The 21,549-nt window shown below is 73.4% G+C and carries 19 protein-coding genes and 1 pseudogene; 11 read left to right on the top strand and 9 right to left on the bottom strand.

What is annotated here, in order from left to right; translation table 11 throughout:
• Positions 1–6: 6 nt before the first annotated feature.
• Both ACH4NX_RS26385 and ACH4NX_RS26380 read right to left on the bottom strand, forming a co-directional pair.
• Positions 7–1,695 carry a DUF885 domain-containing protein gene (locus ACH4NX_RS26385; protein WP_351395112.1) on the bottom strand — a complete coding sequence of 563 codons (1,689 nt, stop codon included), beginning with the start codon at positions 1,693–1,695 and terminating at the stop codon, positions 7–9.
• Positions 1,696–1,773: 78 nt separating this feature from the next.
• The gene (locus ACH4NX_RS26380) at positions 1,774–2,265 is read right to left on the bottom strand and encodes an Lrp/AsnC family transcriptional regulator (RefSeq protein ID WP_351395110.1); all 492 of its coding nucleotides are present in this window, start codon (positions 2,263–2,265) and stop codon (positions 1,774–1,776) included.
• 59 nt (positions 2,266–2,324) lie between these two features.
• On the opposite strand from ACH4NX_RS26380, the gene ACH4NX_RS26375 reads away from it, so the two are divergent.
• Positions 2,325–3,575 carry a trans-sulfuration enzyme family protein gene (locus ACH4NX_RS26375; RefSeq protein ID WP_398128932.1) on the top strand — a complete coding sequence of 417 codons (1,251 nt, stop codon included), beginning with the start codon at positions 2,325–2,327 and terminating at the stop codon, positions 3,573–3,575.
• A 75-nt stretch (positions 3,576–3,650) separates the two neighbouring features.
• Here the strand turns inward: ACH4NX_RS26375 and ACH4NX_RS26370 are convergent, their stop codons facing one another.
• From ACH4NX_RS26370 to ACH4NX_RS26360, 3 genes are all read right to left on the bottom strand, one after another.
• The gene (locus ACH4NX_RS26370; RefSeq protein ID WP_398128931.1) at positions 3,651–4,982 is read right to left on the bottom strand and encodes a GNAT family N-acetyltransferase; all 1,332 of its coding nucleotides are present in this window, start codon (positions 4,980–4,982) and stop codon (positions 3,651–3,653) included.
• Between the two features lie 176 nt (positions 4,983–5,158).
• Positions 5,159–6,745, bottom strand: a complete 1,587-nt coding sequence (locus ACH4NX_RS26365; RefSeq protein ID WP_351395101.1) for an alkaline phosphatase D family protein — start codon at positions 6,743–6,745, stop codon at positions 5,159–5,161.
• Positions 6,746–6,871: 126 nt separating this feature from the next.
• Entirely contained in the window at positions 6,872–8,359 is a 1,488-nt protein-coding gene (locus tag ACH4NX_RS26360) for a PLP-dependent aminotransferase family protein (RefSeq protein WP_398128930.1), read from the bottom strand.
• Between the two features lie 164 nt (positions 8,360–8,523).
• Here ACH4NX_RS26360 and ACH4NX_RS26355 point away from each other — a divergent pair, with 164 nt between their 5' ends.
• The 10 genes and pseudogenes from ACH4NX_RS26355 to ACH4NX_RS26310 all read left to right on the top strand — a co-directional run bounded on the left by ACH4NX_RS26355 (position 8,524) and on the right by ACH4NX_RS26310 (position 17,517).
• Positions 8,524–9,027 (top strand): hypothetical protein, encoded by a 504-nt coding sequence (locus tag ACH4NX_RS26355; RefSeq protein WP_351395096.1) that lies wholly within the window; start codon positions 8,524–8,526, stop codon positions 9,025–9,027.
• Positions 9,011–9,973, top strand: a complete 963-nt coding sequence (locus tag ACH4NX_RS26350; protein ID WP_351395094.1) for a DUF2156 domain-containing protein — start codon at positions 9,011–9,013, stop codon at positions 9,971–9,973. Before ACH4NX_RS26355 ends, ACH4NX_RS26350 begins: the two co-directional genes overlap by 17 nt.
• 92 nt (positions 9,974–10,065) lie before the next feature.
• Positions 10,066–11,199, top strand: coding sequence for an acyl-CoA dehydrogenase (locus ACH4NX_RS26345; RefSeq protein ID WP_398128929.1), 1,134 nt, complete (start codon positions 10,066–10,068; stop codon positions 11,197–11,199).
• A gap of 50 nt (positions 11,200–11,249) precedes the next feature.
• On the top strand, positions 11,250–12,371 hold the full coding sequence (locus ACH4NX_RS26340; protein WP_398128928.1) for an SDR family oxidoreductase: 1,122 nt from the start codon (positions 11,250–11,252) through the stop codon (positions 12,369–12,371).
• Positions 12,368–13,750, top strand: a complete 1,383-nt coding sequence (locus ACH4NX_RS26335; protein WP_398128927.1) for an aminotransferase class III-fold pyridoxal phosphate-dependent enzyme — start codon at positions 12,368–12,370, stop codon at positions 13,748–13,750. The genes ACH4NX_RS26340 and ACH4NX_RS26335 overlap by 4 nt, the downstream gene beginning before the upstream one ends.
• Before the next feature lie 30 nt (positions 13,751–13,780).
• On the top strand, positions 13,781–14,248 hold the full coding sequence (locus tag ACH4NX_RS26330) for an aromatase/cyclase (protein ID WP_351395083.1): 468 nt from the start codon (positions 13,781–13,783) through the stop codon (positions 14,246–14,248).
• A complete protein-coding gene (locus tag ACH4NX_RS26325) occupies positions 14,220–14,834 on the top strand; it encodes a flavin reductase family protein (RefSeq protein WP_351395081.1) in 615 nt (204 codons plus the stop codon). The genes ACH4NX_RS26330 and ACH4NX_RS26325 overlap by 29 nt, the downstream gene beginning before the upstream one ends.
• Positions 14,831–16,153, top strand: coding sequence for an FAD-binding oxidoreductase (locus ACH4NX_RS26320; RefSeq protein WP_351395080.1), 1,323 nt, complete (start codon positions 14,831–14,833; stop codon positions 16,151–16,153). Before ACH4NX_RS26325 ends, ACH4NX_RS26320 begins: the two co-directional genes overlap by 4 nt.
• 21 nt (positions 16,154–16,174) lie before the next feature.
• Positions 16,175–16,249, top strand: a pseudogene (locus ACH4NX_RS26315) (PT domain-containing protein); the annotation flags it as partial.
• Positions 16,250–16,275: 26 nt separating this feature from the next.
• The gene (locus ACH4NX_RS26310) at positions 16,276–17,517 is read left to right on the top strand and encodes a wax ester/triacylglycerol synthase domain-containing protein (RefSeq protein ID WP_398128926.1); all 1,242 of its coding nucleotides are present in this window, start codon (positions 16,276–16,278) and stop codon (positions 17,515–17,517) included.
• A gap of 76 nt (positions 17,518–17,593) precedes the next feature.
• Here the strand turns inward: ACH4NX_RS26310 and ACH4NX_RS26305 are convergent, their stop codons facing one another.
• The 4 genes from ACH4NX_RS26305 to ACH4NX_RS26290 all read right to left on the bottom strand — a co-directional run bounded on the left by ACH4NX_RS26305 (position 17,594) and on the right by ACH4NX_RS26290 (position 21,474).
• Entirely contained in the window at positions 17,594–18,490 is an 897-nt protein-coding gene (locus ACH4NX_RS26305; RefSeq protein WP_351395076.1) for an SAM-dependent methyltransferase, read from the bottom strand.
• A 108-nt stretch (positions 18,491–18,598) separates the two neighbouring features.
• Positions 18,599–20,176: an ABC1 kinase family protein gene (locus tag ACH4NX_RS26300; RefSeq protein ID WP_398128925.1), complete on the bottom strand. Its 1,578-nt coding sequence runs from the start codon at positions 20,174–20,176 to the stop codon at positions 18,599–18,601.
• Between the two features lie 108 nt (positions 20,177–20,284).
• Positions 20,285–20,896 (bottom strand): hypothetical protein, encoded by a 612-nt coding sequence (locus ACH4NX_RS26295; RefSeq protein ID WP_351395073.1) that lies wholly within the window; start codon positions 20,894–20,896, stop codon positions 20,285–20,287.
• A gap of 53 nt (positions 20,897–20,949) precedes the next feature.
• Positions 20,950–21,474, bottom strand: coding sequence for a sigma-70 family RNA polymerase sigma factor (locus tag ACH4NX_RS26290; RefSeq protein ID WP_351395071.1), 525 nt, complete (start codon positions 21,472–21,474; stop codon positions 20,950–20,952).
• Between the last annotated feature and the right edge of the window lie 75 nt (positions 21,475–21,549).

The raw sequence follows: 21,549 nt of genomic DNA, 5'->3' as shown, positions 1-21,549 counted from the left end.
CCCGGTTCAGAGCCGCGACAGCTCGTCCACCAGGTCGTCCAGGCCCAGCGAGCCCTGGGAGAGGGCCGCCATGTGCCAGGCCTTCGGGTCGAAGGCGTCGCCGTGCCGCTTCCGGGCGTTCTCCCGGCCCAGCAGCCACGCCCGCTCACCGAGCTTGTAGCCGATCGCCTGGCCCGGGATCGTCAGGTACCGGGTCAGCTCGCTCTCCACGAAGTCCGCCGGGCGGCTGCTGTGCGCGCCGAAGAACTCCTGCGCCAGCTCCGGCGTCCAGCGCTCGCCCGGGCGGAACGGGGAGTCGGCCGGGATGTCCAGTTCCAGGTGCATGCCGATGTCGACGATGACCCGGGCGGCCCGCATCATCTGCGCGTCCAGGTAGCCGAGCCGCTGCTCCGCGTCGGTGAGGAAGCCCAGCTCGTCCATCAGCCGCTCCGCGTACAGCGCCCAGCCCTCGGCGTTGGCGCTGACCATGCCGACCGAGGCCTGGTAGCGGGAGAGGTCCTTCGCGACGTGCGCCCACTGGGCGAGCTGGAGGTGATGACCGGGGACACCCTCGTGGTACCAGGTCGAGACCAGGTCGTAGACCGGGAAGCGGGTGAGGCCCATCGTCGGCAGCCAGGTGCGGCCGGGACGCGAGAAGTCCTCCGACGGGGACGTGTAGTACGGCGCCGCCGCGCTGCCGGGCGGGGCGATGCGCGACTCCACCTTGCGCACCCGCTCGGCGAGTTCGAAGTGGGTGCCGTCCAGTGCCTCGATCGCCTGGTCCATCAGGCCCTGAAGCCAGTCGCGGACCTCGTCGACGCCCTCGATGTGCTTGCCGTGCTCGTCCAGGTGCGCCAGCGCCACCCACGGCGTCGCGGCACCCGGCAGGATCTTCTCCGCCTCCCGCCTCATCTCGGCGAGCAGGCGGTGGTACTCGGCCCAGCCGTACGCGTACGCCTCGTCCAGGTCCAGGTCCGTGCCGTTGTAGTAGCGCGACCAGCGGGCGTAGCGCTCGCGGCCCACCGTGTCCGGGGCGCCCTCGATCGCCGGGGCGTACACGTCGCGCATCCAGTCCCGCAGCTCCACCACGGCCGCGGTCGCGCCCCGGGCCGCCTCGTCCAGCTCCGCGCGCAGCGTGTCGGGGCCGGTGGACGCGAAGTCCTCGAACCAGCCGCGGCCCTCACCCGTGTCCGCCCACTCGCCGAGCTGCTCGACGAACGTGGCGGTCGGGCGCGGGGACGCGTACAGCTCGCGTTCCAGACCCAGGGCCAGGGACTCGCGGTAACCCGCGAACGCCGCCGGTACCGCGCGCAGCCGTTCGGCGATCCGCGCCCAGTCCTCGTCGGTCCGCGTCGGCGTGATGGTGAAGACCTCGCGCACCGAATGCGCGGCGGTGCCCATGTTGCCGACCGAGCGCAGGCCCTCCTCGGCCTCGTGCACGGCGAGTTCGGCGGTGAGGCGCTCGCGCAGGAGCCGGGCGCAGCGCCGCTCCACGTCGCTGTCCCCGCCGGGCCGGCGCTCCGCCTCGTCCAGCAGGGCGAGCGTGGCCCGCGCCAGCTCCGCGAGGGCCTCCTGCCCCGCGGGCGAGAAGTCGGGCAGGCGGCTGGAACTCTCCTGCACGCCGAGGAACGTACCGGTGACCGGGTCGAGGGCGATGAGCTCGTCGACGTAGGCGTCGGCGACCTCGCGGGGCAGCGGGCTCTTGGTCTCTGACATGCGGACATCCTCATACGGATTCCGGTGCCACGTCAGCCCGGTTCGCCGGGCCCGCGGCCGCGGGCGGCCGGATTTCGCTCAGGGCGTGGCCGCGGGGGCGGCGGGCGGCAACAGGGGGCCGCACTCCCACTGCTGGAAGATCAGCCGTGTCTCGACGCGCGCCACCTCCCGACGGGACGTGAACTCGTCCAGGACCAGCCGCTGCAGGTCCGCCATGTCCGCGACCGCGACATGGACGAGGTAGTCGTCCGGGCCGGTGAGATGGAAGACGGTGCGCGACTCCGCGAGCGCCCGGATCCGGTCCACGAACGGGCCGACCAGCTCCCGCCGGTGCGGGCGCACCTGCACCGACAGCAGTGCCTGGAGGCCGCGGCCCAGCTTCGCCGGGTCCAGTTCGAGCCGGTGGCCGAGGATCACCCCGGCCCGCCGCAGCCGGGTCACCCGGTCCAGGCAGGTCGACGGGGCCACCCCGACCTGGGCGGCGAGATCGCGGTAGGTGGTCCGGGCGTCGTTCTGCAGCAGCCGCAGCAGATGAAGATCCACCGGATCCAGTACGACGGAATCGGCCATTCGGCGAACGTAGCACGGTCGACGACCCCACAGGCCCGGTGAGTGTTCAGTCTTCGGCCATGGACTCTGCGCGCACACACACGTCACCGTCCGACGGGGCACGCGCCGCCGCGCCCTCGGGCGCGCCCACGAGCAGGGCACTGGCCACCGAGGCCGTGCACGCCGGCCGCGACGATCTCGCGGGCCAGGGACTGCACGCCCCGCCCATCGACCTGTCCACGACCTACCCGTCGTACGACAGCCGGGGGGAGGCCGCCCGCATCGACGCGTTCGCCGCCACCGGCGCCGACCCCGAGGGCCCGCCGGTCTACGGCCGTCTCGGCAACCCCACCGTCGCCCGCTTCGAGACGGCGCTGGCCCGTCTGGAGGGCACCCAGGCCGCGGTCGCCTTCGCCAGCGGCATGGCCGCGCTGAGCGCGGTCCTGCTGGTCCGGGGCTCGATGGGACTGCGGCACGTCGTCGCCGTACGGCCCCTGTACGGATGCAGCGACCACCTGCTGACCGCCGGGCTGCTGGGGTCCGAGGTGACGTGGACCGACCCGGCCGGTGTCGCGGACGCGCTGCGCCCGGACACCGGCCTGGTGCTGGTGGAGTCGCCGGCCAACCCCACGCTGGCCGAAGTGGACCTGCGGGCCGTCGCCCACGCCTGCGGATCGGTGCCGCTGCTGGTGGACAACACCTTCGCCACGCCCGTGCTCCAGCGCCCCGCCGGACAGGGCGCGCGTCTGGTGCTGCACAGTGCCACCAAGTACCTCGGCGGGCACGGCGACGTGCTGGCCGGTGTGGTGGCCTGCGACGAGGAGTTCGCGGGGCGGCTGCGGCAGGTGCGCTTCGCCACCGGTGGCGTACTGCACCCGCTGGCCGGCTATCTGCTGCTGCGCGGGCTGTCGACGCTGCCCGTGCGGGTGCGGGCCGCCTCCGCCAACGCCGCCGCGCTCGTCCGGCGCCTCGCCGCCGATCCGCGCGTGGCCCGCGTCCACTATCCGCGCATCGGCGGCGCCATGGTCTCCTTCGAGGTCCACGGGGACCCGCACGACGTCATCGGCCGCGTCCGCCTGATCACCCCGGCCGTGAGCCTCGGCAGCGTCGACACGCTCATCCAGCACCCGGCGTCCATCAGCCACCGCATCGTGGACGCCGACGACCGACGCGACGCCGGGGTCGGCGACCGGCTCCTGCGGCTGTCGGTCGGCCTGGAGGACGTCGACGACCTGTGGGCCGATCTGGACCGGGCGCTGGGGGAGCGGGCGCCGGGGGAGCGGGCGGCCGGGGCGATCCCGCCGCGGGAGGCGCTGTCGCGGGCCGACTGACCGTCTTGGGCCGGCCGGGACGGCCTGCGTGCGCGGGCCACCCGCGCCACCCACCCGCGCCACCCACCCGCGGGCTCACTCCCCGCCGATCCGCTCCCCGTGCGGCAGCCGCGCCGCGGCCCGGGCCGCCGGGTCCAGGCGGGCCGTGACGACCAGGGTCCCCTCCTCGATCTGGTAGTCGAGGGGGAGACCCAGTCCGCGCATCGCGGCGACCATGCCGGTGTTGGACGCCTGCGTCACGGCGTACACGTTCGCGCAGCCCGTCTCCGCCGCCATCGCCACGAGCCGGCCGAGGAGCTCGCCGCCGATGCCCCGGCGCTGCCACGCGTCCTCGACGAGCAGCGCGACCTCCGTCTCGTCCCCGTCCCACAGCAGGTGACCCAGTCCGACGATCCGCCCCGAGGCGGTCTGTACGGCGAGGGTGCGGCCGTAGCGCGGGCTGAGCAGGTGGTTGAGATACCGGTCGGCGTCCTTGACCGGGCCGTGGTATCGCAGCCCGAGCGTTCGCGCCGAGCACCGCTCGTGCATGGCCTTCGCCGCCGGGACGTCACGCGTGTCGGCCCGGCGGACCGTGATGTCGCTCCCCTCGGGCAGCGTCAGCACGTCCCGGCCGCGCGGGACGCGCGGACCGAGCCGGGCGTCCAGCTCGACCAGCGCCCGTGCCCGGGCGAACTCGGCCGGGGTGAACGGCAGGTACGGCCGCTCCACGCTGATCACCCCGCCCTCGGGCGCGCGCAGCCGCAGCACGGTGTCCTCCAGCGCGCCTTCCGGCGGCACGTCGTCCCCCGCGTGCCCTCCGACGCCCGCGGGCAGCGAGCGGATGGTGCACCGGCCCAGCAACTGCCGCAGCGCCAGTGGGAGTTCCGCCGCGTCCAGGGCCGTGCGGGCGGCCAGCCCCAGTATCCGGGTCGGCGCGTCGACGAGGTCGTGGGCGTCCGCCCGCTCGGTCCAGGTGCGGTCACCGCCCGCCGCCGACACCACACCGGCCAGCTCGGACCCCGTCAGCTCACCCGGGGCACGGAGCAGGAACTCGTCCACGGTGCCCTCGGCCAGCGGGTGCGTCTGCAGGCTCAGGATGTCGACCCGCCTTTCGGCGAGGGCCGCGCACAGCACGGCCAGTGACCCGGGGGCGTCCCGCACGGTCGTCCGCATCCGCCACAGCGCGCTGTCCCCGGCCTCGGCTCCCGCCACCGCCTCGCCGTCCCGGTCGGACGACCCGGCCTGCCGCGCGGCGGACGGCGGCCGGGTGCCGGTATCGTCCGGCGGCGGTGCGTGCCCGTGGCGCCGTGACCACCAGGTGTGGAAGCCCGCCGTGGCGATCAGGGCGGCCACCGACGCCGACAGCAGGGCGGGGACCGCCGGGCCGTGCTCCACGAGGCGCGCCACGGCGCCCGTCACATCGGACATGTCTCGACTCATGCGACCACTGTGAAGGAATGGTGTTGCGTGATCACGAACGCTCTGTGACCGATGGGTAAAGAGCGCTTCCGGGACATTTGGGAAACACGGCCGCAGGGGGGACACGGGGCCGCGCACCGGGGGATGACGCCGGTGCGCGGCACACCGCACAGGCTATACGGGAACTACTGACCGACCCGGCCCGGCTGGAGCACCTTCGTGAACAGCACCGTACCGTCCTGTTCGCGCAGCCGCACCGTCATCTCGGCGCTGTCGCCGTCGATTTGGACCTCGCCGAAGAACTGGTAACCGCCCGCGGGCGAGACGTTGGAGGCCGTCGGCGCCTTCACGAAGACCCGCTCCGGGCCGAAGGTGCCGTCGAGCGCGCTTGCCGGGAAGGCGCCCGCGTTGAGCGGCCCGGACACGAACTCCCAGAACGGCTCGAAGTCGGTGAACGCGGCCCGCGAGGGCTGGTAGTGCTGGGCCGAGGTGTGGTGTACGTCGGCCGTCATCCAGACCGTGCCGGTGATCCGCCGGTGCTTGACGAAGCGCAGCAGCTCGGCGATCTGCAACTCACGTCCCAGCGGCGCGCCGGGGTCGCCCTGCGCCACCGCCTCGATGTTCGCCTTCCCCTCGGTGGCGTCGGACACGACCAGGCCGACGGGCATGTCGGCGGCGATCACCTTCCACACCGCCCGCGAGCGCGACAGCTCCCGCTTGAGCCACTCCAACTGCTCGCGGCCCAGGATGCCCTGCGGGTCCACGCTCTGGTCGCCGGGGGAGTTGGCGTTGCGGTACGTCCGCATGTCCAGCACGAACACATCGAGGAGAGGGCCCTGGTGGAGGACCCTGTGCACCCGCCCCTCCCGCGCGCCGGGACGCAGCGTGGAGACCGGGAAGTACTCGCCGAACGCGCGCCGGGCCCGGGCGGCCAGCACGTCCACGCTCTTCTCGGTGTAGCGGCTGTCGGTGTCCGCTATCACCTGGCCCGGGTACCAGTTGTTGCGCACCTCGTGGTCGTCCCACTGGACGACCGACGGGACCTGGGCGTTGAAGCGCCGCAGGTTCTCGTCGAGCAGGTTGTAGCGGAAGTTGCCGCGGAACTCGGCGAGGGTCTCGGCGACCTTGGACTTCTCCTCGGTGGTGATGTTCCGCCAGGTGCCGCCGCCGGGCAGGGCGGCGGTCTCGGCGATGGGACCGTCGGCGTAGATGTTGTCGCCGCTGCACAGGAAGAAGTCCGGGTCCAGGGCGCCCATGGCGTCGTAGATGCGGTATCCGCCGAGGTCGGGGTTGATGCCCCAGCCCTGGCCCGCCAGGTCGCCCGACCACACGAAACGCACTCCCTCACGCCGGCGGACCGGCACCGTGCGGAAGGTACCGGGGACCGGCTCGCCGGTGCGGCGCGGGTCGTCCGGGTCGGCGAGGAGGACCCGGTAGTGGATCTGCTCGCCCGGCGGCAGGCCGCGCAGCCTGGTCGTGCCGGTGAAGTCCGTGTCCGCTCCCAGCAGCGGGCCGCGCCATCTGCGCGGATTGCGGAACGACTCGGTCGCGGACGTCTCGACGATCATCCGGGCCGGCCGGTCGGACCGTACCCACACCAGACCGGAGTGGGCGGTCACGTCACCCGTCTGCACGCCCCAGCCCGCCCCCGGCCGCCCGGAACGGGCGAACGCCGGCGCCGCAGCCAGAGCGGTGGGCAGGGTCAGGGCCGCCGACGCGGCGAGCGAGCCGCGCAGCACGCTGCGGCGACCGGGCAACGGACGGTGTGACATGGATGCGCCTCCAGGGACGGGATCCGGCCGGTGTCCGGCCGGTGTGCAGAGCCAGACCTACTGGTGCGGCGCGGCGATCACGGAAACTCCGGGTGAACAAGCCGCCGCCCGTGCGCCGGGAGCGGCTCACTCGCCCCGCGCCATCAGCGCCACTCCCGCCCGAATCCGCCCCGGCGTCAGATGCGCGTATCCCAGCACCAGCCGCACCTCCTTCCCCGCCGTCCCGTCGCCGTCCGCCTCGTGCCCGTACGCCGCGAGCGCGTGTACCGCGACCCCGGCGTCCGCCACGCGCGCGAGGAAGCGCTCCTCGGGGCCGTACCGCTCGGGGAGCGTGGCGATGGCGTGGAGTCCGGCGGCGATGCCGGAGACCCGCGAGCCGGGGAAGTGCTCCTCCAGCGCGCCGACCAGCGCGTCGCGGCGCTCGCGGTAGGCGCGCTGGCAGACGCGCAGCTGGCGGTCGTAGTCGCCGCGCTCCACGAAGCGCGCGAAGAGCGCCTGGTCGAGCGTCGGATGTCCGAGGTCCGTGGTGCGCTTGCGCTCGACGACGTCGTCCGCCAGCCACTCCGGTACCAGCAGCCAGCCCAGCCGCAGCCCCGGTGCGAGGGACTTGCTGACCGAACCCGTATAGGCGACCCGTTCCGGATCGAGGCCCTGGAGGGCGCCCACCGGGGCACGGTCGTAGCGGAAGTCGCCGTCGTAGTCGTCCTCCAGGACGAGCCCGTCCACGGACCGCGCCCAGTCCAGCAGTTCGGCGCGCCGCCGCGCCGAGTAGGCGATCCCGGTGGGGAACTGGTGCGCGGGCGTCGTCACGACGGTCCGTACGCCCGAGGCGCGCAGCGGGCCGACGGCGAGCCCCTCGTCGTCCAGGGGCAGCGGTACGGTACCGACGCCCGCCGACGCGTACAGGGCGTCGTGCTGGGGGCTGCCGGGGTCCTCGACGCCTGCGGTGCGCATCCCGCGCGCGCGGAGCACGGTCGCGAGCAGCGCCGTCGCCTGTGCCACCCCGGAGACGACCACGATCCGCTCCGGGTCCGCCACCACGCCCCGGCGCCGGGTGAGCAGCTCGGCCAGCGCGGTCCGCAGCCGGGGCAGCCCGCGCGGGTCGGGATAGCCGAGGCTCTCGTGCGGCAGCTCCGCCAGCACGCCCCGCTGCGCGGCCGCCCACGCCGCGCGCGGGAAGAGCGACAGATCCGGTGTCCCCGGCACGAAGTCGGCACGGTCGCCGGGGGAGCGCGGGGCGAGATCACGCGCGCGCGGACGGGCCGCCCTGACGGCGTCGCCCACCCAGGTCCCCGCACCCTGCCCGCTGCGCAGGTATCCCTCGGCCGTCAGCTGCTCGTACGCCTCCGTCACGAGACCCCGTGACACCCCGAGGTCGGCCGCGAGGTCCCGGCTGGACGGCAGGCGGGTGCCCGGCGTGAGCCGGCCGGAGCGGACCGCGCCCCGCAGCGCCTCCTGGAGCGCACGGCCACGCGCGCGTGCCGGTGCCGAGACGGCGGGCAGCAGCAACTCCCAGGCGGCCGTCCCGTCGGGAGCGCTGTCGGGAATGCCGTCGGCAGTGCTGTCGGCGGAGCCCGGACGGCTGTCGTCCCGGCCGGTCGGCGCTGATGTCATGAAAGCAGTCCCCCGAGGATCACGTTCGCCCAATCGCCCCCACTTTACGAGGGGTTGGACCCGAGGGGTGGGAGCCGCCGGTGCGTAAACCGGAGTGACAGACCACAGCGAGGGGGCAGGCCGCTGCCGGGCCCCGGAATCGTACGCGCAATCCAGGAGCGCCCGTGGACGCCAAGAACCGTTTCGAGACGAAGGCCACCTTCGCTCTCTCCCGACTCGAATGGCTGGGCTTTCTCGCCGTATCGCTCGTGCTCGCCTTCCAGCACCATACGGAAATCCGCTGGGGCGTGTTCGTGCTGCTGTTCGTGGTGATCGACGTCATCGGTTATCTTCCCGGTGCGATCGCTTTCCGGCGCAGCCCGGACCGACGCGTGCCGCGTGGCTGCTACGTGGCCTACAACGTGATGCACAGCCTGGTCACGGCAGGTGTCCTGGCCGGGGCGTGGGCGCTGTTCGTCCGGCCCGAATGGGCGCTGCTCGCCCTTCCGATCCACCTCATGGGCGACCGGGCGCTCTTCGGGAACTCCCTCAAACCCTTCGGCGTCGCCTTCGAACCGGAAACCGACCCGGCCTTCCAGGTGTTCGAGCAGCGCTATCACTCGGTGGCGGATCGCGGTGCGGGCGCCGCGGCGCGGACCGTGGAGGACACCGATGCCGTCCGTGCTTGACACGCTCGCCGCGCACAGCGACAACCCCAGTTCCTTTCTCGCCCTCAACAGCGGGAACGCCTACTTCCACGACGACCGGTTCGAAGGTGCCTGCGCCTATCGCACATCGGGTCGTTACGTGCTGCAATTCGGCGGCCCGTTCGCGGCACCCGAACACCGCGCCCGGCTGCTGGACGCCTTCGCCGCGCACGCCGGGCGCCGCCTGGTCGCCGTGCAACTGCAGCGGGCGGACGCCGAGCTGTACGCGGCGCACGGGTTCACGGTCAACCAGATCGGGTCGTCGTACGCCGTCGACCTGAGCCGTTTCACGCTGCGCGGCTCACGTTTCGTCCGGCTGCGGAACAAGATCTCACGCGCCCGGCGGGCCGGTCTGGAGGTCACCGAGGTCGTGGACGGTGACGACCGCGCCGAACTGGACCGGATCGACCAGTGCTGGCTGCGGGAGAAGGGCCGGCACGTCAAGGAGCTGCGCTTCCTCGTCGGTCAGCGGAACGGGAGCCTTCAGAGGCATCGCCGTCTGTTCGCCGGCCGGATCGACGGCGAGGTGGTCGGGTACATCAACTACTCGCCGGTCTTCGGCAGCCGCCCCGGCTGGCTGCACGACCTCAGCCGGCGCCGGCCCGACGCGCCGCCCGGCGTGATGGAGGCACTCAACGCCACCGTCATGGAACGGCTGACCGCCGACGGAGCCGGCTGGCTGCACTTCGGGTTCACCCCGTTCACCGGGCTCGACCCGGAGCACGAACCGCCGGGCGCCAGCCGCCTGTTCTCCCGGTTCGCCCGGCTGCTGGCCGAACGCGGCGACGCGATCTACCCCGCGGCCTCCCAGCTCGAGTACAAGCAGAAATGGGCCCCGCACGCGGTCCTCCCGGAGTACATCGCCTTCCGCGGCAGGCCCCGCCCCGGTGCCGTCTGGCAACTGCTGCGCGCCACCAACGCCGTATGAGCCACCGCTTGCGCGGCCGTGCGAGTGCCGTACGTGCGCCGCTTGAGCGCCGTGCACGTGTCACACCCATCCCACCCCGGAGGACCACGCCCATGAGATTCCTCGAGCGTGAACGCGCCACCCTCGCCAAGCTGCTGCCCGACCTGGATCCCGCCCTGCGCGAGACCCCGCTGATGGAGCTGGAGCGGCCGGGCAGCCGCGGCATCCGGCACTTCCGGGACAGCGGCGGTCCGGGGCTCCTGGTTCCGGAGTCCCACCAGGGCCGGGGCGCGACCGCGCTGGACGCGCTGCGCGTGCAGCGGGCCATCGGCAGCCGTTCTCCCTCCCTGGCCGTGGCCACCACCATGCACCACTTCTCCATGGCCACCCTGGTCGGACTCGGCGACCTCGGCGACGGCCTGGAGTGGATGCTGGTCGAAGGCGTGGCCTCGACCAACCGGATCATCGCCTCCGGTTTCGCCGAGGGCCGCAGCGGCGCCGGCATCCTGGACCCGTCGATGACCGCCGCGGTGTCAGAGGACGGCGTCCGGATCAACGGCGTCAAGCGGCCGTGCAGCCTCGCCCGCTCCATGGACGTGCTCACCGCCAGCGTCATGCTCCCGCGCGAGGACGGGCGGGGCGACGAACTCGCCGTCGCCCTCGTGCCCGCCGAGAGCGACGGCCTGAGCGTCAGCGGCTTCTGGTCGAGCGCCTTCCTCGCCGGTGCCGAGAGTGAACAGGTCACCCTCACCGACGTCCTCGTCCCGCCGGAGCTCCTGCTGCGCACCGCGACGACCTCCGGTGAACGGCTCGACGAGCTCCAGACGGCGGGCCTGATCTGGTTCCAGGCGCTGATGACGGGCAGCTACCTCGGCGCCGCGAGCGCGCTGGTGGAGCGGGTGCTGCTGAACGACCGCATCCCCGAGCACGAGCGCGTACGCCTCTTCGTCGAGACCGAGGCAGCCATGGCCACCGCCGAGAGCGTCGCCCGGCGTATCGACGCCGGCGACCTGGACGAGTCGGCGCTCGCGCAGGCCCTGTACGCGCGCTACGGCGTCCAGGACGTCATCGCCCGTGTCGTCCCGCGCGCGGTCGAACTGCTCGGCGGTCTCAACTTCATGACCTCCGACGAGGTGGGCCACCTCGCCGCCTGCGCCAACGGACTGTCCCTGCACCCGCCGTCGCGCTCCCGGATGACCGGCCCGTTCTCCGCCTACCTGGCCGACCGGCCACTCGTCATCGCCTGACCTCAGTCCGCCGTTCATCGGTGGCCGAGCCCCGTTGGGAGAACACACCCATGCCGTCAGACAACCAGCGTCTCACCGTCCTGCCCACCGGCCGTACGGGACCGCGGGACCGCCCCACCCTGCTGCTCACCGGCGGTTCCGGAGTGCTCGGACGGGCCCTGATCGACGAGCTGTCAGCCGACTTCGACCTGCTGTGCCTGCGCCGCAACACACCGCTGCGCGATCCGCGGGTGCGCGAGATGAGGGGCGACCTCGTCGCACCCCGGCTCGGTCTGAGCCCCCTGGCCTGGCACGAACTGGCCCTCCAGGTGGACGTCGTACTGCACTCCGCCGCCGAGACCAACTGGCGCACCCCGCCGGAGGACATCACACGCACCAACCTGCGCGGTGCGGACACGATGCTCGACCTGGCCGCCCGGGCCGACGCCCCGCTCTACCTGGTGAGCACCGCGTTCGTGGCCAACACCCCCACCGAGGAGGACCGCCGGCGCTTTCCCGGCGCCGCCGCCTACCTCGACTCCAAGACCCGGGCCGAGCAGATGACACGTGACGCGGGCGTACCCGGCGCCATCGTGCGGCCCTCGGTCGTCATGGGCGACTCCGGCACCGGACGGATCGCCGGTCAGCAGGGCCTGACCAAGACGATCGGCTCGATGGTCCTCGGGCAGGTGCCCGTGCTGCCCGGGGCTCCCGAGGCCAGGATCGACATGGTGCCCCAGGACTACGTGTCGCGGGCCATCGGCGACCTGGTCCGGGGCGGCGTGGGCTGCGGCGAGTACTGGCTGACGGCGGGGAAGGAGGCCGTCGAGCTGCGGGAGGTCGCCGACGTCTGCGCGGACGTCGCCGTGCGCCACGGCCTGCCCCGGCCCGAGCGGCCCCGGCTCATCCCGGTCGAGGCCGTGCACCGGCTGCTGCTGCCCATGCTGGAGGGCACCGCGCTGCCCGCGTCGGTCCGCCGGCGACTGGAGCACTACGCGGAACTGCTGCTGGTGTTCCAGCGGGAGCTGCCGTTCGACACCTCCCTCGGCGAACCCGACTGCGGCACCCGCCTGACCCGCACCGACATCCGCGCCGCACTCGTGCGCAACGCGGAGAGCTGGGCCGAGGACAGGGCCGGCCTGCTCAGCCGGCACCGGGCCGCCGCGACCGCTCCGAGGGAGGCGGCGTCATGACGGTGTCACCCCCGTCCACCGAGGCCTCCGGATCGCCTGCCGGGACGGCTGGTCCGCCCGCTGGGACGACCGGACCGTCCGCGGGGGCCGCCGGGCCGTCCGCCGGGACCTCCGTGCCACCCACCCGGGCCGCCGAGCCGTCCGACCGGATCGACGTCGTCGACCTCTACCTCAAGCACATCGGCTCCGGCCGCGCCGTCATGGGCAGGGTCATGGGAGGCATGGCAGAGGTCCGCTCCGAGGGCGTCTGGATCCACGCCGACGACGGCCGCCGCTTCCTGGACTTCGGCGGCTACGGCGTCTTCATCCTGGGCCACCGCCACCCGGCCGTCGTCGAGGCGGTGCACCGCCAGATCGACACCCACCCGCTGGCCAGCCGGGTCTTCCTCGAACCCGTCGCCGCCCTGGCCGCCCAGGCACTCGCCGCCCACACCCCGCCCGGCCTCGACTACGTCCACTTCGTCAACTCCGGCGCCGAGGCCACCGAGGCCGCCCTGAAACTGGCCCGCGCGCACGGACGCACCTCGGTGATCACCACTCGCGGAGGCTTCCACGGCAAGACCCTCGGCGCGCTGAGCGTCACCGCCAACGCCACCTACCAGACGCCCTTCCAGCCGTTGCTCCCCGACGTCACCCAGGTCCCCTACGACGACCCGGCCGGCCTCGAACAGGCGCTGGCCGCCCGCCGCGACCGGGCCTGCGTCATCATCGAACCCGTACAGGGCGAGGGCGGCGTACGCATCCCCCGCCCCGGCTACCTCAGCCAGGTGCGGGCGCTGTGCCGGGCGTACGGCGCCCTGCTGGTCGTCGACGAGATCCAGACCGGCATGGGGCGGCTGGGCACCTGGTGGGGCGTCGACGCCGAGGGCGTGCGCCCGGACGTACTGCTCGCCGGCAAGGGGCTCAGCGGCGGCGTCGTACCGATCGCCGCGATGGCCGCCACCGCGGAGGCCTACGCGCCCTTCAGCCGCGACCCCTACCTGCACACCTCCACCTTCGGCGCCTCCCCGATCGCCTGCGCCGCCGCCCTCGCCACCGTACGGGCGATGGAGGAGGAGAACACCGTGGTCCGGGCCGCCGCTCTCGGCCTGCGCGTCCTCACCGCCGTACGGGCCGTGTGCGCGCCGTACGAGGGCGGGCTGGTGCGTGAGGTGCGCGGCCGGGGGCTGCTGATCGGCATCGAGTTCGCCGAGGACCAGGCGGTCGGCGAACTCCTGCTGGAGCTGATCTCCCGCGGTGTGCTCGTCAACCACTCCCTCAACTCCACCCGGGTGCTGCGGCTGACCCCGCCGGCCGTGGTCGAGGACTCCGCGCTCGACCTGTTCCTCACCACCCTCGCCGAGGCCCTGCACAGCGCGGCCGGCCGCATGGCCGGCTGACACCAGCTTCTGGAAGGAACCGAACGACCCATGCGCCATGTGGTCCTGCACGCCTTCGCCGGCAAACTGGCACCCGCGGACGTCTACCGACGCATCAGCGACTTCCGCCGCTACCCCGAGTACAGCGACACCTTCCGCGAGGTGCGCGTAGAACCCGAGCTGCCCGACGGCTCGACGGTCTCGGACTGGACCGTCGAGTTCCGGGGCGGCCTGATGCGGTGGCGGGAACGCGACACCTACTCGCCCGAGACCCACTCCCTCGCCTTCGAGCAGCTCAGCGGCGACTTCCAGACCTTCGAGGGAAGCTGGCGCTGCGAGCCCCGGAGCGGCGGCACGCTCGTCGTGTTCACCGCCGCCTTCGACCTCGGCATCCCCTCCCTGGCCGAGATCCTCGACCCGGTCGCCGAGTCGACCGTGCGGACCAACATCGCCCGTGTGCTGCGGGGCCTGGCGGACGCGGAGGTGATCGATGAACGCGCGGCTGCGGCTCGTGGCTGACCGGACGGCGACCGCCGGGACCCCGCCCACCGCGACCGACCCGCCGCACGGGGAAGCGTTCAAGGGGGAAGCGCTGTACGAGGAGCCGGGGCCGGGCGCCGCCCGCTGCCTCGGCCTGTACGCCAAGCTGGCAGCCGGGGTGACCGTCGTGACCGCCCGTGGTGAGGACGGCCCGCTCGGCATGACGGTCTCCGCCGTCACCTCGCTCTCGGCCCGCCCACCGCTGCTCCTGGCCTGTCTGCGCGACGGTTCCCGCACCCTGGCCGCCGTCCGTGCCCGCCGGGTCTTCGCCGTGCACCTGCTGCGCGAGGAACAGCAGGAGCTGGCGGGCCGGTTCGCGTCCCCCGCCACGACGGCGGCCGAGCGGTTCGCCGGAACCGACATCCGGCAGGTCCTGGGCGTCCCGGTGCTGGCCGGCGCGCTCGCCTGGTCGGTGTGCCTGACCGAGGACGTACGCCGCTACGGCGACCACCACCTCGTCGTCGGCCGGGTCGCCGCCGTGCACGTGGGCGGCGGACGCCCGCTGCTGTGGCACGACCGCCGGTTCGGTGCGCTGACCGAGCCGGTGCCGGACGCCGCCGGATGACCACGCCGCCGGCCGGAACGCCGTACTGGCAACCGGCGGAACTGCCGCCGCAGCCCCAGCTGCACGGCGTGGTCACCGCGGACGTGGCCGTCGTCGGGGCCGGCCTGGCCGGACTGTCCTGCGCCTACCACCTGGCGGTACGCGCCCCCGGGCTGGACGTCGTCGTGGTGGACGCCGAGCACCCGGCCGCCGGGGCGAGTGGCCGGGGCACCGGTCTGCTGGGCCCCCGGGCCGGCCCCGCCGTCGACCGCGCGGTGCGCCGCTTCGGCCCGCGGACGGCGCGCCGGATGCACCGGGCCAGCGAGCGGGCGGTACGCGAGGTCCTCGACCTGTGCGGCCGGCTCGACGTGCCGTGCGGGCTGCGGACCGGCGAGCAGCTCATGGCCGCACGCTCGTCCGCGGGCCTGGTGGCACTCGCCCGCCAGGCCCGCGCCTGCCGCGAGATCGGCCTGGACGTCCCCGTCCTCACCGCGGCCGGCATCCGCGACCGCGTGGGCGTGCCGTACAAGGCCGCTCTCCTGCACCGCCCCGCCGCCACCCTGGACCCGGCCGCCCTGACCTGCGCCCTCGCCCGAGCCTGCGCCGACAAGGGCGTGCGCTTCTACGGCGGCAGCCCGCTGCTGGCGCTGCGCCCCGGGGACCTGGTCGGCCCCGAACTGGTCCTCCCGCACGGCCGGCTCTACGCCGGTCAGGCGGTGCTGGCCGTCAACTCCGCCGCGCGGACACTGGACCTGCCGGTCGGCACGGTCCTCCCGCTGGAGGTGTACGCCGTCGCCACCGAACCGCTGAGCGCCCCGGTGTACGAGGTGCTGGGCGGGGGCGCCGGATGCACCGTCGTCGACGCCGTGCCCATGGCGCCGTACTTCCGGCTGCTCCCGGACGGGGGTCTGGTGGCGGGAGGCGGCACCGCGACGGTCCCGGCGGGGCTGGACGCTCCCCGGCTCCAGGCCCTGCGGGAGCGCGCCTGGAGCCGGCTGGAGCGATGGCTGCGGTGCCTGCACCCCGGCCTCGCCGGGGCGCGGGTCACCCACCGCTGGTCCGGCCGTATCGGTGTCACCGGCGACGACCTGCCGGTGGTCGGGCCGGTGCAGGGGTTCCCCGACGTCTGGTACATCGGAGGCTGCGGCGGACACGGCCTCGCCCTGTCCGTGGCGCACGGCGCGCACGTGGCCGCGGCCCTGCTGGGCGAGCCGGAACCCGGAGAACCGCTGCCGTGGCACCGCTCCCGGGCCCCGCGCCTGCCGGTCCACGGCCCCGCCCGGCCCCTGCTGCGCGCGTACGTGGACGCACTCGGACGCACCGCGCGCCGCGCCTGCTGAGACCCCGGCGGGGCGGTAGCCATGTACGTGCGACCGAGGGACGAGCCAACAGTCAAGCCGACAGCCGAACCGACAGCCGAACCGACAGCCGAACCGACAGACACCCGACGGAGAGGTCCTGGATGCGCCACCCCCGCCCCGGCAGCGACGGCGGTCTGCCGGCGTCCCTGCCCATGGGCACCGCCGACATCGCCTACCACCTGGCCATGGAGGGCAGGCCGCTGCCGGCCGGGTTCCTCTTCGGCTTCTCCGGCCGCGCCCCCACCCTGGACGCGGTACGCGCCCGGGTCGCCGAACGCGCCCACCGCATCCCGGCGTTGCGCTACCGCATCGATCGAGGGAGCCGGACGTTCTCCCGCGTCGAACGGATCGCCGTGGAGCAGCACGTGCACGAGGCCTGGCTGCCCGGGGACGACGACGGCTCGGGCGCCGGACGGCTGATGCTGTCCCGTCCCATGGGCGGGGACGGGAGGCCGCCCTGGGACCTGTGGCTGGTGCACGGCCCCACCGGCGGCCACAGTCTGTGCTACCGCACCGACCACACCTTCCAGGACGGCGTGGGAGCCGCGCACACCGCGCGGGCCCTGCTCGACGACGACCCCGCGGGCGGACCGCCGGCGCACCACCGTGGGCTCCCGGCTCCCGGCGGCCTCGCCGGTGCCGTCGGGGACGTGGCGGCCTCCTTCCGCCGGACCGTCAAACCGGCCTTCGACGTACCGGTCCGCGGGCGGACGGACATGTGCCAGGCGGTCGTCCCGGTGGCGCGGCTGCGGGCCGTCGCCCGGGCCCACGGCGCATCCGTGAACGACGTCTTCCTCGCCGCCTACGCGTACGCGGTCGGCACCTGGCACCGTAAGAACACCGGTGGTGCCCATCCGCCGCTGCCGGTGGCACTGCCGATGTCGGTGCGGGGACCCGGTGAGGAGTGCGCCCCGGGCAACCGGCTCGTCGTGGCACGCGTCCTGCTGCCCTGCGACGCGCCGTCCCCGCGGCACGCCCTGGACCGCGTGGTCGCCCGTACCGGGGCACTGCGCACCAGCCGTCAGCGTGAGGCCCTGCGCCTGATGCTGTCGGCCGGGCCGCGGGCGGTCGGCGCCCGGGTCGGCACCCTGATGGTCAACGGCCGGTCCGTCGCGGGGCCGGTGAGCAGCGTGAACTTCGGCAGCGCACTCGTCCACCAGGGCAACGCCGCCCGCCGGGCCGTCGTCTACTCCGGGCTCGGTGCCGGTATCCGCTGCCTGACCACGCTGACGAGCCAGCAGGACACCGCCTGCTTCGCCGTGATCCACGACGAGGCCCTCTCGACGGCCGGCGAACTCCCGGACCTGTGGCTCGCGGCACTGCTGGAACTCGAACGGCCGTAACGGGCACGGGGCACGGCAGGGCCCTCGGGTGTCGCGACGAGCCCGGGGCGCCTGCCGTGCCGTGCCGTCCGGTACCTCAGCGGGAGTCGCCGGAGTCGCCGGAGTCGCCCAGTGTCCCGGTCGTCAGGAACACGCACTTCGCCGCGGCCTCGGAGAGCAGCGGCAGATAGGGCGCCAGGCGCTGCACCACGTACGGCAGCGTGAAGAGATCGGCCGCCCGCGCGTCCCAGCCGTGTCCCGCCCACCAGTCCTCCGGCTCGGCGAGCTGCCAGTCCCAGGAGATCCCGGTGGCCGACAGCGCCTCCAGGAACGGCGCCACGAACGACGAGGAAGCGGCCCCGGCGTTCACGCACTCGGCACCGAAGGTGCTGCCGGGCGCGGAGAGCTCCGTCATGGTGCGGACGATGGACTCCACCGTGTGAGGCCGGAGGTGGTAGAGGTGCGTCTCGCACAGCCACGCGGTCGGCCTGCGCGGATCCAGCCCGGCGGCGAGCAGCTCCTCGCCCCAGGATCCGGCCGGGTCGGCACCGACGGTGCTGCGGCGGCCGCAGGACGGCGTGGCCCAGTCCAGCACGTACTCCTTGAAGGCCAGCAGCGCCGGGTCCTCGACCTCGAAGACGTGCACCCCCCTCGGCCAGTCCAGCCGGAAGGCGCGGGTGTCGAGACCGGCCCCGAGCAGCACGACCTGCCGGCATCCCGAACGGGCCGCGGCCATCAGGTGCTCGTCGTAGAAGCGGGTGCGCACCACGGCCCAGTCGGGCAGCAGCCGCTGGAGCGGACCGTCGCCCGGGGGACCCCCGGTGAAGCCGGCCGCGTGCAGGAAGTCGGCGGCCCACGGATCTCGGACGTACGGCCCGGACCGCCCGTACTCGGCGGCGTGCGCGGACGCCGTCCACAGGGCGACCCGGGAGAGCCCGTCCGGCAGCGGGACGCCCGACGCGGGCGGGACCTTGGGCCGTGTGGTGTCCGGCATGGGAAACCTCCGTGTCGGTGGTGTCGGTGGTGTCGGTGGTGTCGGTGGTGTCGGTGGTGTCGGTGGCAGTGGTGGCAGTGGTCTCGGTCCGGCGGCCGCCGGGTCCGGTCAGGGGGAGCGTCGGCGGCTGAGCAGGACCGCCAGCGCGCCCAGCGCCAGCAGCCCGCCGGAGGGACGGGTGGGCCGCTGGCCGCCCATCGCGGCGGGGGTCCGCGGCTCGTGGATGTTCAGGGCGAACTGCCGGTTGGCGATGTCGGACAGCACCCCGCGGACCTGTTCCGGGCTGGTGACCGCGGTCAGCAGCAGCTCCATGGAGTTGCGGGCGAACTGGTTGCGGCCCAGGAACTCGCGGCCCAGCGAGAAGAGGATCTTCGGCACCTCGCCCTGGAACACCTCCGGCAGCGTGATCTCGGGAGCCAGGCAGCGCACCGAGCCGTCCAGGTTCGCGAACGACTTGCCCAGCAGTGAGACGGCCGGCGGCGAACCGATGCCCCGCTTGGTCGCCTTGGCCAGCACCGTGGTGAGCGAGACGCCGAAGTTCATGTCCTCCAGGGACAGATGGGAGACCTTCGGCACGAAGGCGGCCATGTCGGCGGCGAACGCCGGCATGTTGGCCCACGGCGTCATCCGGCCCATCCCGGCCCAGTGCTGTGCCAGTCCGGCACCGTCGTTCTGCGCCAACGTCATGAACAACGGAAGCAGTTGCATGCTGGTACGGCGGTCCAGACGGCCGACCATGCCCCAGTCGATCAGGGTCGCGGGCCCGCCGGGCACGGCGAAGACGTTGCCCGCGTGCGGGTCCGCGTGGAAGAAGCGGTGGACGAAGTACCCGTGGTACATGAACCGCAGCAGATCCTTGCCGATCTCGATGCGCTCGTCGTCCGTGAAGTGGCTGCGGTCGATGTGCCGTACCGACTTCCCGCCGGCGAGCGACTGGACCAGGACCCGGGGACTGGCGTGCAGCACCCGGGGCACCTCCAGCGAGCGGAAGTTCCGGATGTGCTCGCGGGCCTCGTCCATGTTGTGGGCCTCGCCGTTGAAGTCGAGCTCCGGCTCCATCGCGTCGAAGACCGAGCCGAGCATCGCCTCGATGTCGATGACCTCGTTGAACCGGGGCGCGACGCGGGCCACGATCTTCGATGCCCGTCGCATCAGGGCCATGTCCGCGAGCACGCCGTCGCGGATGCCGGGCCGCTGGATCTTCACCACGGCCGGGCGTCCACCGGGCAGTGTGACCCGGTAGACCTGCGCGAGGGACGCCGCCCCGAGCGGGGCGGTGGTCTCGACGTCGTCGAAGCGCAGCTTCCAGTCCGGCCCGAGGTCCCGTGCCAGCACCGGCTCGAACACGGAGAACGGCTGGATGTCCACCTGGTCGTGCAGGTTCTGCAGCTCGTCCCGGATCGACCGCGGGACCATGTCGGGGCGGGTGGACAGGATCTGACCGAGCTTCACGTAGAAGGGTCCGAGGCTCTCCAGCGCCCGCCGCACCGCTTTGGCCCGGCGCTGCTCCGACCCGGCGGCGGTGTCGGGGCCGGACCCGGCGGAGGCCTCGGTGTCCTCCGCCGGGTTCCGCGTGTCCCGTCTCGTACGTCTCCGCAGCCGGGTCGCCTCTCCCACCTCGTCGGCCACGAGGCTGCCCAGCACCTTGACCACGAGACGCAGTCGATCGCAGACGACAGACGCCATCGTGTGTGATCCTCCTCAGATCGGGAGCCGGGTACGCGAACGGCGGTCGGCGCGCTCGACCGGGCCGGCCGGGCGGGACGGGCGGGACGGGGGCACCGGCGGCCGGCTCTAGGACGAGGACTGCCCGCCCTGGGTCGGCAGGCCGGTCAGGTTCTGCAGGCCCTCGAGTGCCTCGACGAGCTTGGGCAGTACCTGGAGCAGCTGGGTGAGCTGGGTCGGCAGCGACATGAGGTCGCCGACCCCGCCGGCGGCCTGGCCGAGGCCTCCGGCCAGTTGCCCGAGCCCGCCGAGGGCACCGGCCGCACCGCCGACCGCGGCGAGCGGGTTGGCGGCGCCGCCCAGCGCGGCCAGGGGGTTACCGGCCCCGCTGAGCGCCGACAGGGGGTTACCGGCCCCGCCCGCGCCCAGTGCGGCGAGCGGGTTGGCCCCTCCCACGGCGCCCGTGAGCGCGGCCAGGGGATTGCCCGGGGTGCCCGCGAGCGCCGCCAGCGGGTTGGCCGCGCCCGCGAGCGCGGTCGCCGGGTTGACGGCGCCGGCCAGCGCGCCGAGCGCGTTCGCGGGCAGCCCGGCCAGTGTGTCGACGGGGTTGCCCGCGCCCGAGCCGCACGGCCCGGGCCTGTCCGGCCGGTCGAGGATGTCGTCGAAGGCTTCCTTCCCGCTGTCGGCCATATTGCCGACCAGGTCCTTGAGGATGTCCTGGAGGTTTTTGTTGTTGGACATGAGCGGGGTCCCTTTCCGTTTTCCTGTGATGCGAGGGAAATGGCTTCTGTCCGTTATCGGACACAGCCTTCCAAGGATTTGGCGCACGCGTTCTTGAGCCGGGCGCGGCCCCTGGTGAAGGCGGCCTCGGCTGCCTTGACGGAAATGTTGTGTATGCGGGCGAATTCCGCAGTCGAAATCCCCTTGGCGCGAGCGAGTATGACCTCCTGTTCGCGTCCGCGCAGGTGTTTCACCTGGCCCAGCAGCCATCTGCCGAAGTCTTCGTCGCAGACGTCGTCCTCGGTCGTGCCGGAGGCGTCCATGGGCGCCGCACGCTGCAGAAGTCTGCTGCGACGCTCCATGTCACGGTAGAAGTCGATGCAGAGCCGAAGCGCCACGGACGTCAGGAAGGAACCGAGCCGATTCCTGTCCAGCGCGGCGTGGGCGGCTGCGCGGGCCATCGTTTCCTGAACGCAGTCCTCGGCGTCCTGAAAACTGGGCAGTCTTCGCCGAACCAACCGCATGAGGCGGTCCTGATGCTGGAAGATGTCTTCCCAGGAGCATTCAGCGGGCGATTGGCAGGTGGAATGTCGCACCATTGTGGATTGCAGCCCGTTGTCTCTCGGATTGGGCAGGGAGAACCGCAGTCGACTTTCTATTCGTCGACCATGTGG

Origin of the sequence: Streptomyces sp. NPDC017225, assembly GCF_044331465.1 — a bacterium.
Taxonomy (GTDB): domain Bacteria; phylum Actinomycetota; class Actinomycetes; order Streptomycetales; family Streptomycetaceae; genus Streptomyces.
Note: the sequence above shows the minus strand (reverse complement) of the source record. Positions and strands in the feature narration are given on the sequence as shown.

Bases quoted from the DNA above. Each gene is read 5' to 3' on its own strand.
- ACH4NX_RS26335 (WP_398128927.1), top strand. From the start codon at position 12,368: ATGACGGTGTCACCCCCGTCCACCGAGGCCTCCGGATCGCCTGCCGGG.
- ACH4NX_RS26300 (WP_398128925.1), bottom strand. From the start codon at position 20,176: ATGGCGTCTGTCGTCTGCGATCGACTGCGTCTCGTGGTCAAGGTGCTG.
- ACH4NX_RS26380 (WP_351395110.1), bottom strand. From the start codon at position 2,265: ATGGCCGATTCCGTCGTACTGGATCCGGTGGATCTTCATCTGCTGCGG.
- ACH4NX_RS26340 (WP_398128928.1), top strand. From the start codon at position 11,250: ATGCCGTCAGACAACCAGCGTCTCACCGTCCTGCCCACCGGCCGTACG.
- ACH4NX_RS26365 (WP_351395101.1), bottom strand. From the start codon at position 6,745: ATGTCACACCGTCCGTTGCCCGGTCGCCGCAGCGTGCTGCGCGGCTCG.
- ACH4NX_RS26320 (WP_351395080.1), top strand. From the start codon at position 14,831: ATGACCACGCCGCCGGCCGGAACGCCGTACTGGCAACCGGCGGAACTG.
- ACH4NX_RS26375 (WP_398128932.1), top strand. From the start codon at position 2,325: ATGGACTCTGCGCGCACACACACGTCACCGTCCGACGGGGCACGCGCC.
- ACH4NX_RS26330 (WP_351395083.1), top strand. From the start codon at position 13,781: ATGCGCCATGTGGTCCTGCACGCCTTCGCCGGCAAACTGGCACCCGCG.
- ACH4NX_RS26290 (WP_351395071.1), bottom strand. From the start codon at position 21,474: ATGGTGCGACATTCCACCTGCCAATCGCCCGCTGAATGCTCCTGGGAA.
- ACH4NX_RS26360 (WP_398128930.1), bottom strand. From the start codon at position 8,359: ATGACATCAGCGCCGACCGGCCGGGACGACAGCCGTCCGGGCTCCGCC.
- ACH4NX_RS26370 (WP_398128931.1), bottom strand. From the start codon at position 4,982: ATGTCCGATGTGACGGGCGCCGTGGCGCGCCTCGTGGAGCACGGCCCG.
- ACH4NX_RS26325 (WP_351395081.1), top strand. From the start codon at position 14,220: ATGAACGCGCGGCTGCGGCTCGTGGCTGACCGGACGGCGACCGCCGGG.
- ACH4NX_RS26345 (WP_398128929.1), top strand. From the start codon at position 10,066: ATGAGATTCCTCGAGCGTGAACGCGCCACCCTCGCCAAGCTGCTGCCC.
- ACH4NX_RS26295 (WP_351395073.1), bottom strand. From the start codon at position 20,896: ATGTCCAACAACAAAAACCTCCAGGACATCCTCAAGGACCTGGTCGGC.
- ACH4NX_RS26310 (WP_398128926.1), top strand. From the start codon at position 16,276: ATGCGCCACCCCCGCCCCGGCAGCGACGGCGGTCTGCCGGCGTCCCTG.
- ACH4NX_RS26350 (WP_351395094.1), top strand. From the start codon at position 9,011: ATGCCGTCCGTGCTTGACACGCTCGCCGCGCACAGCGACAACCCCAGT.
- ACH4NX_RS26305 (WP_351395076.1), bottom strand. From the start codon at position 18,490: ATGCCGGACACCACACGGCCCAAGGTCCCGCCCGCGTCGGGCGTCCCG.
- ACH4NX_RS26385 (WP_351395112.1), bottom strand. From the start codon at position 1,695: ATGTCAGAGACCAAGAGCCCGCTGCCCCGCGAGGTCGCCGACGCCTAC.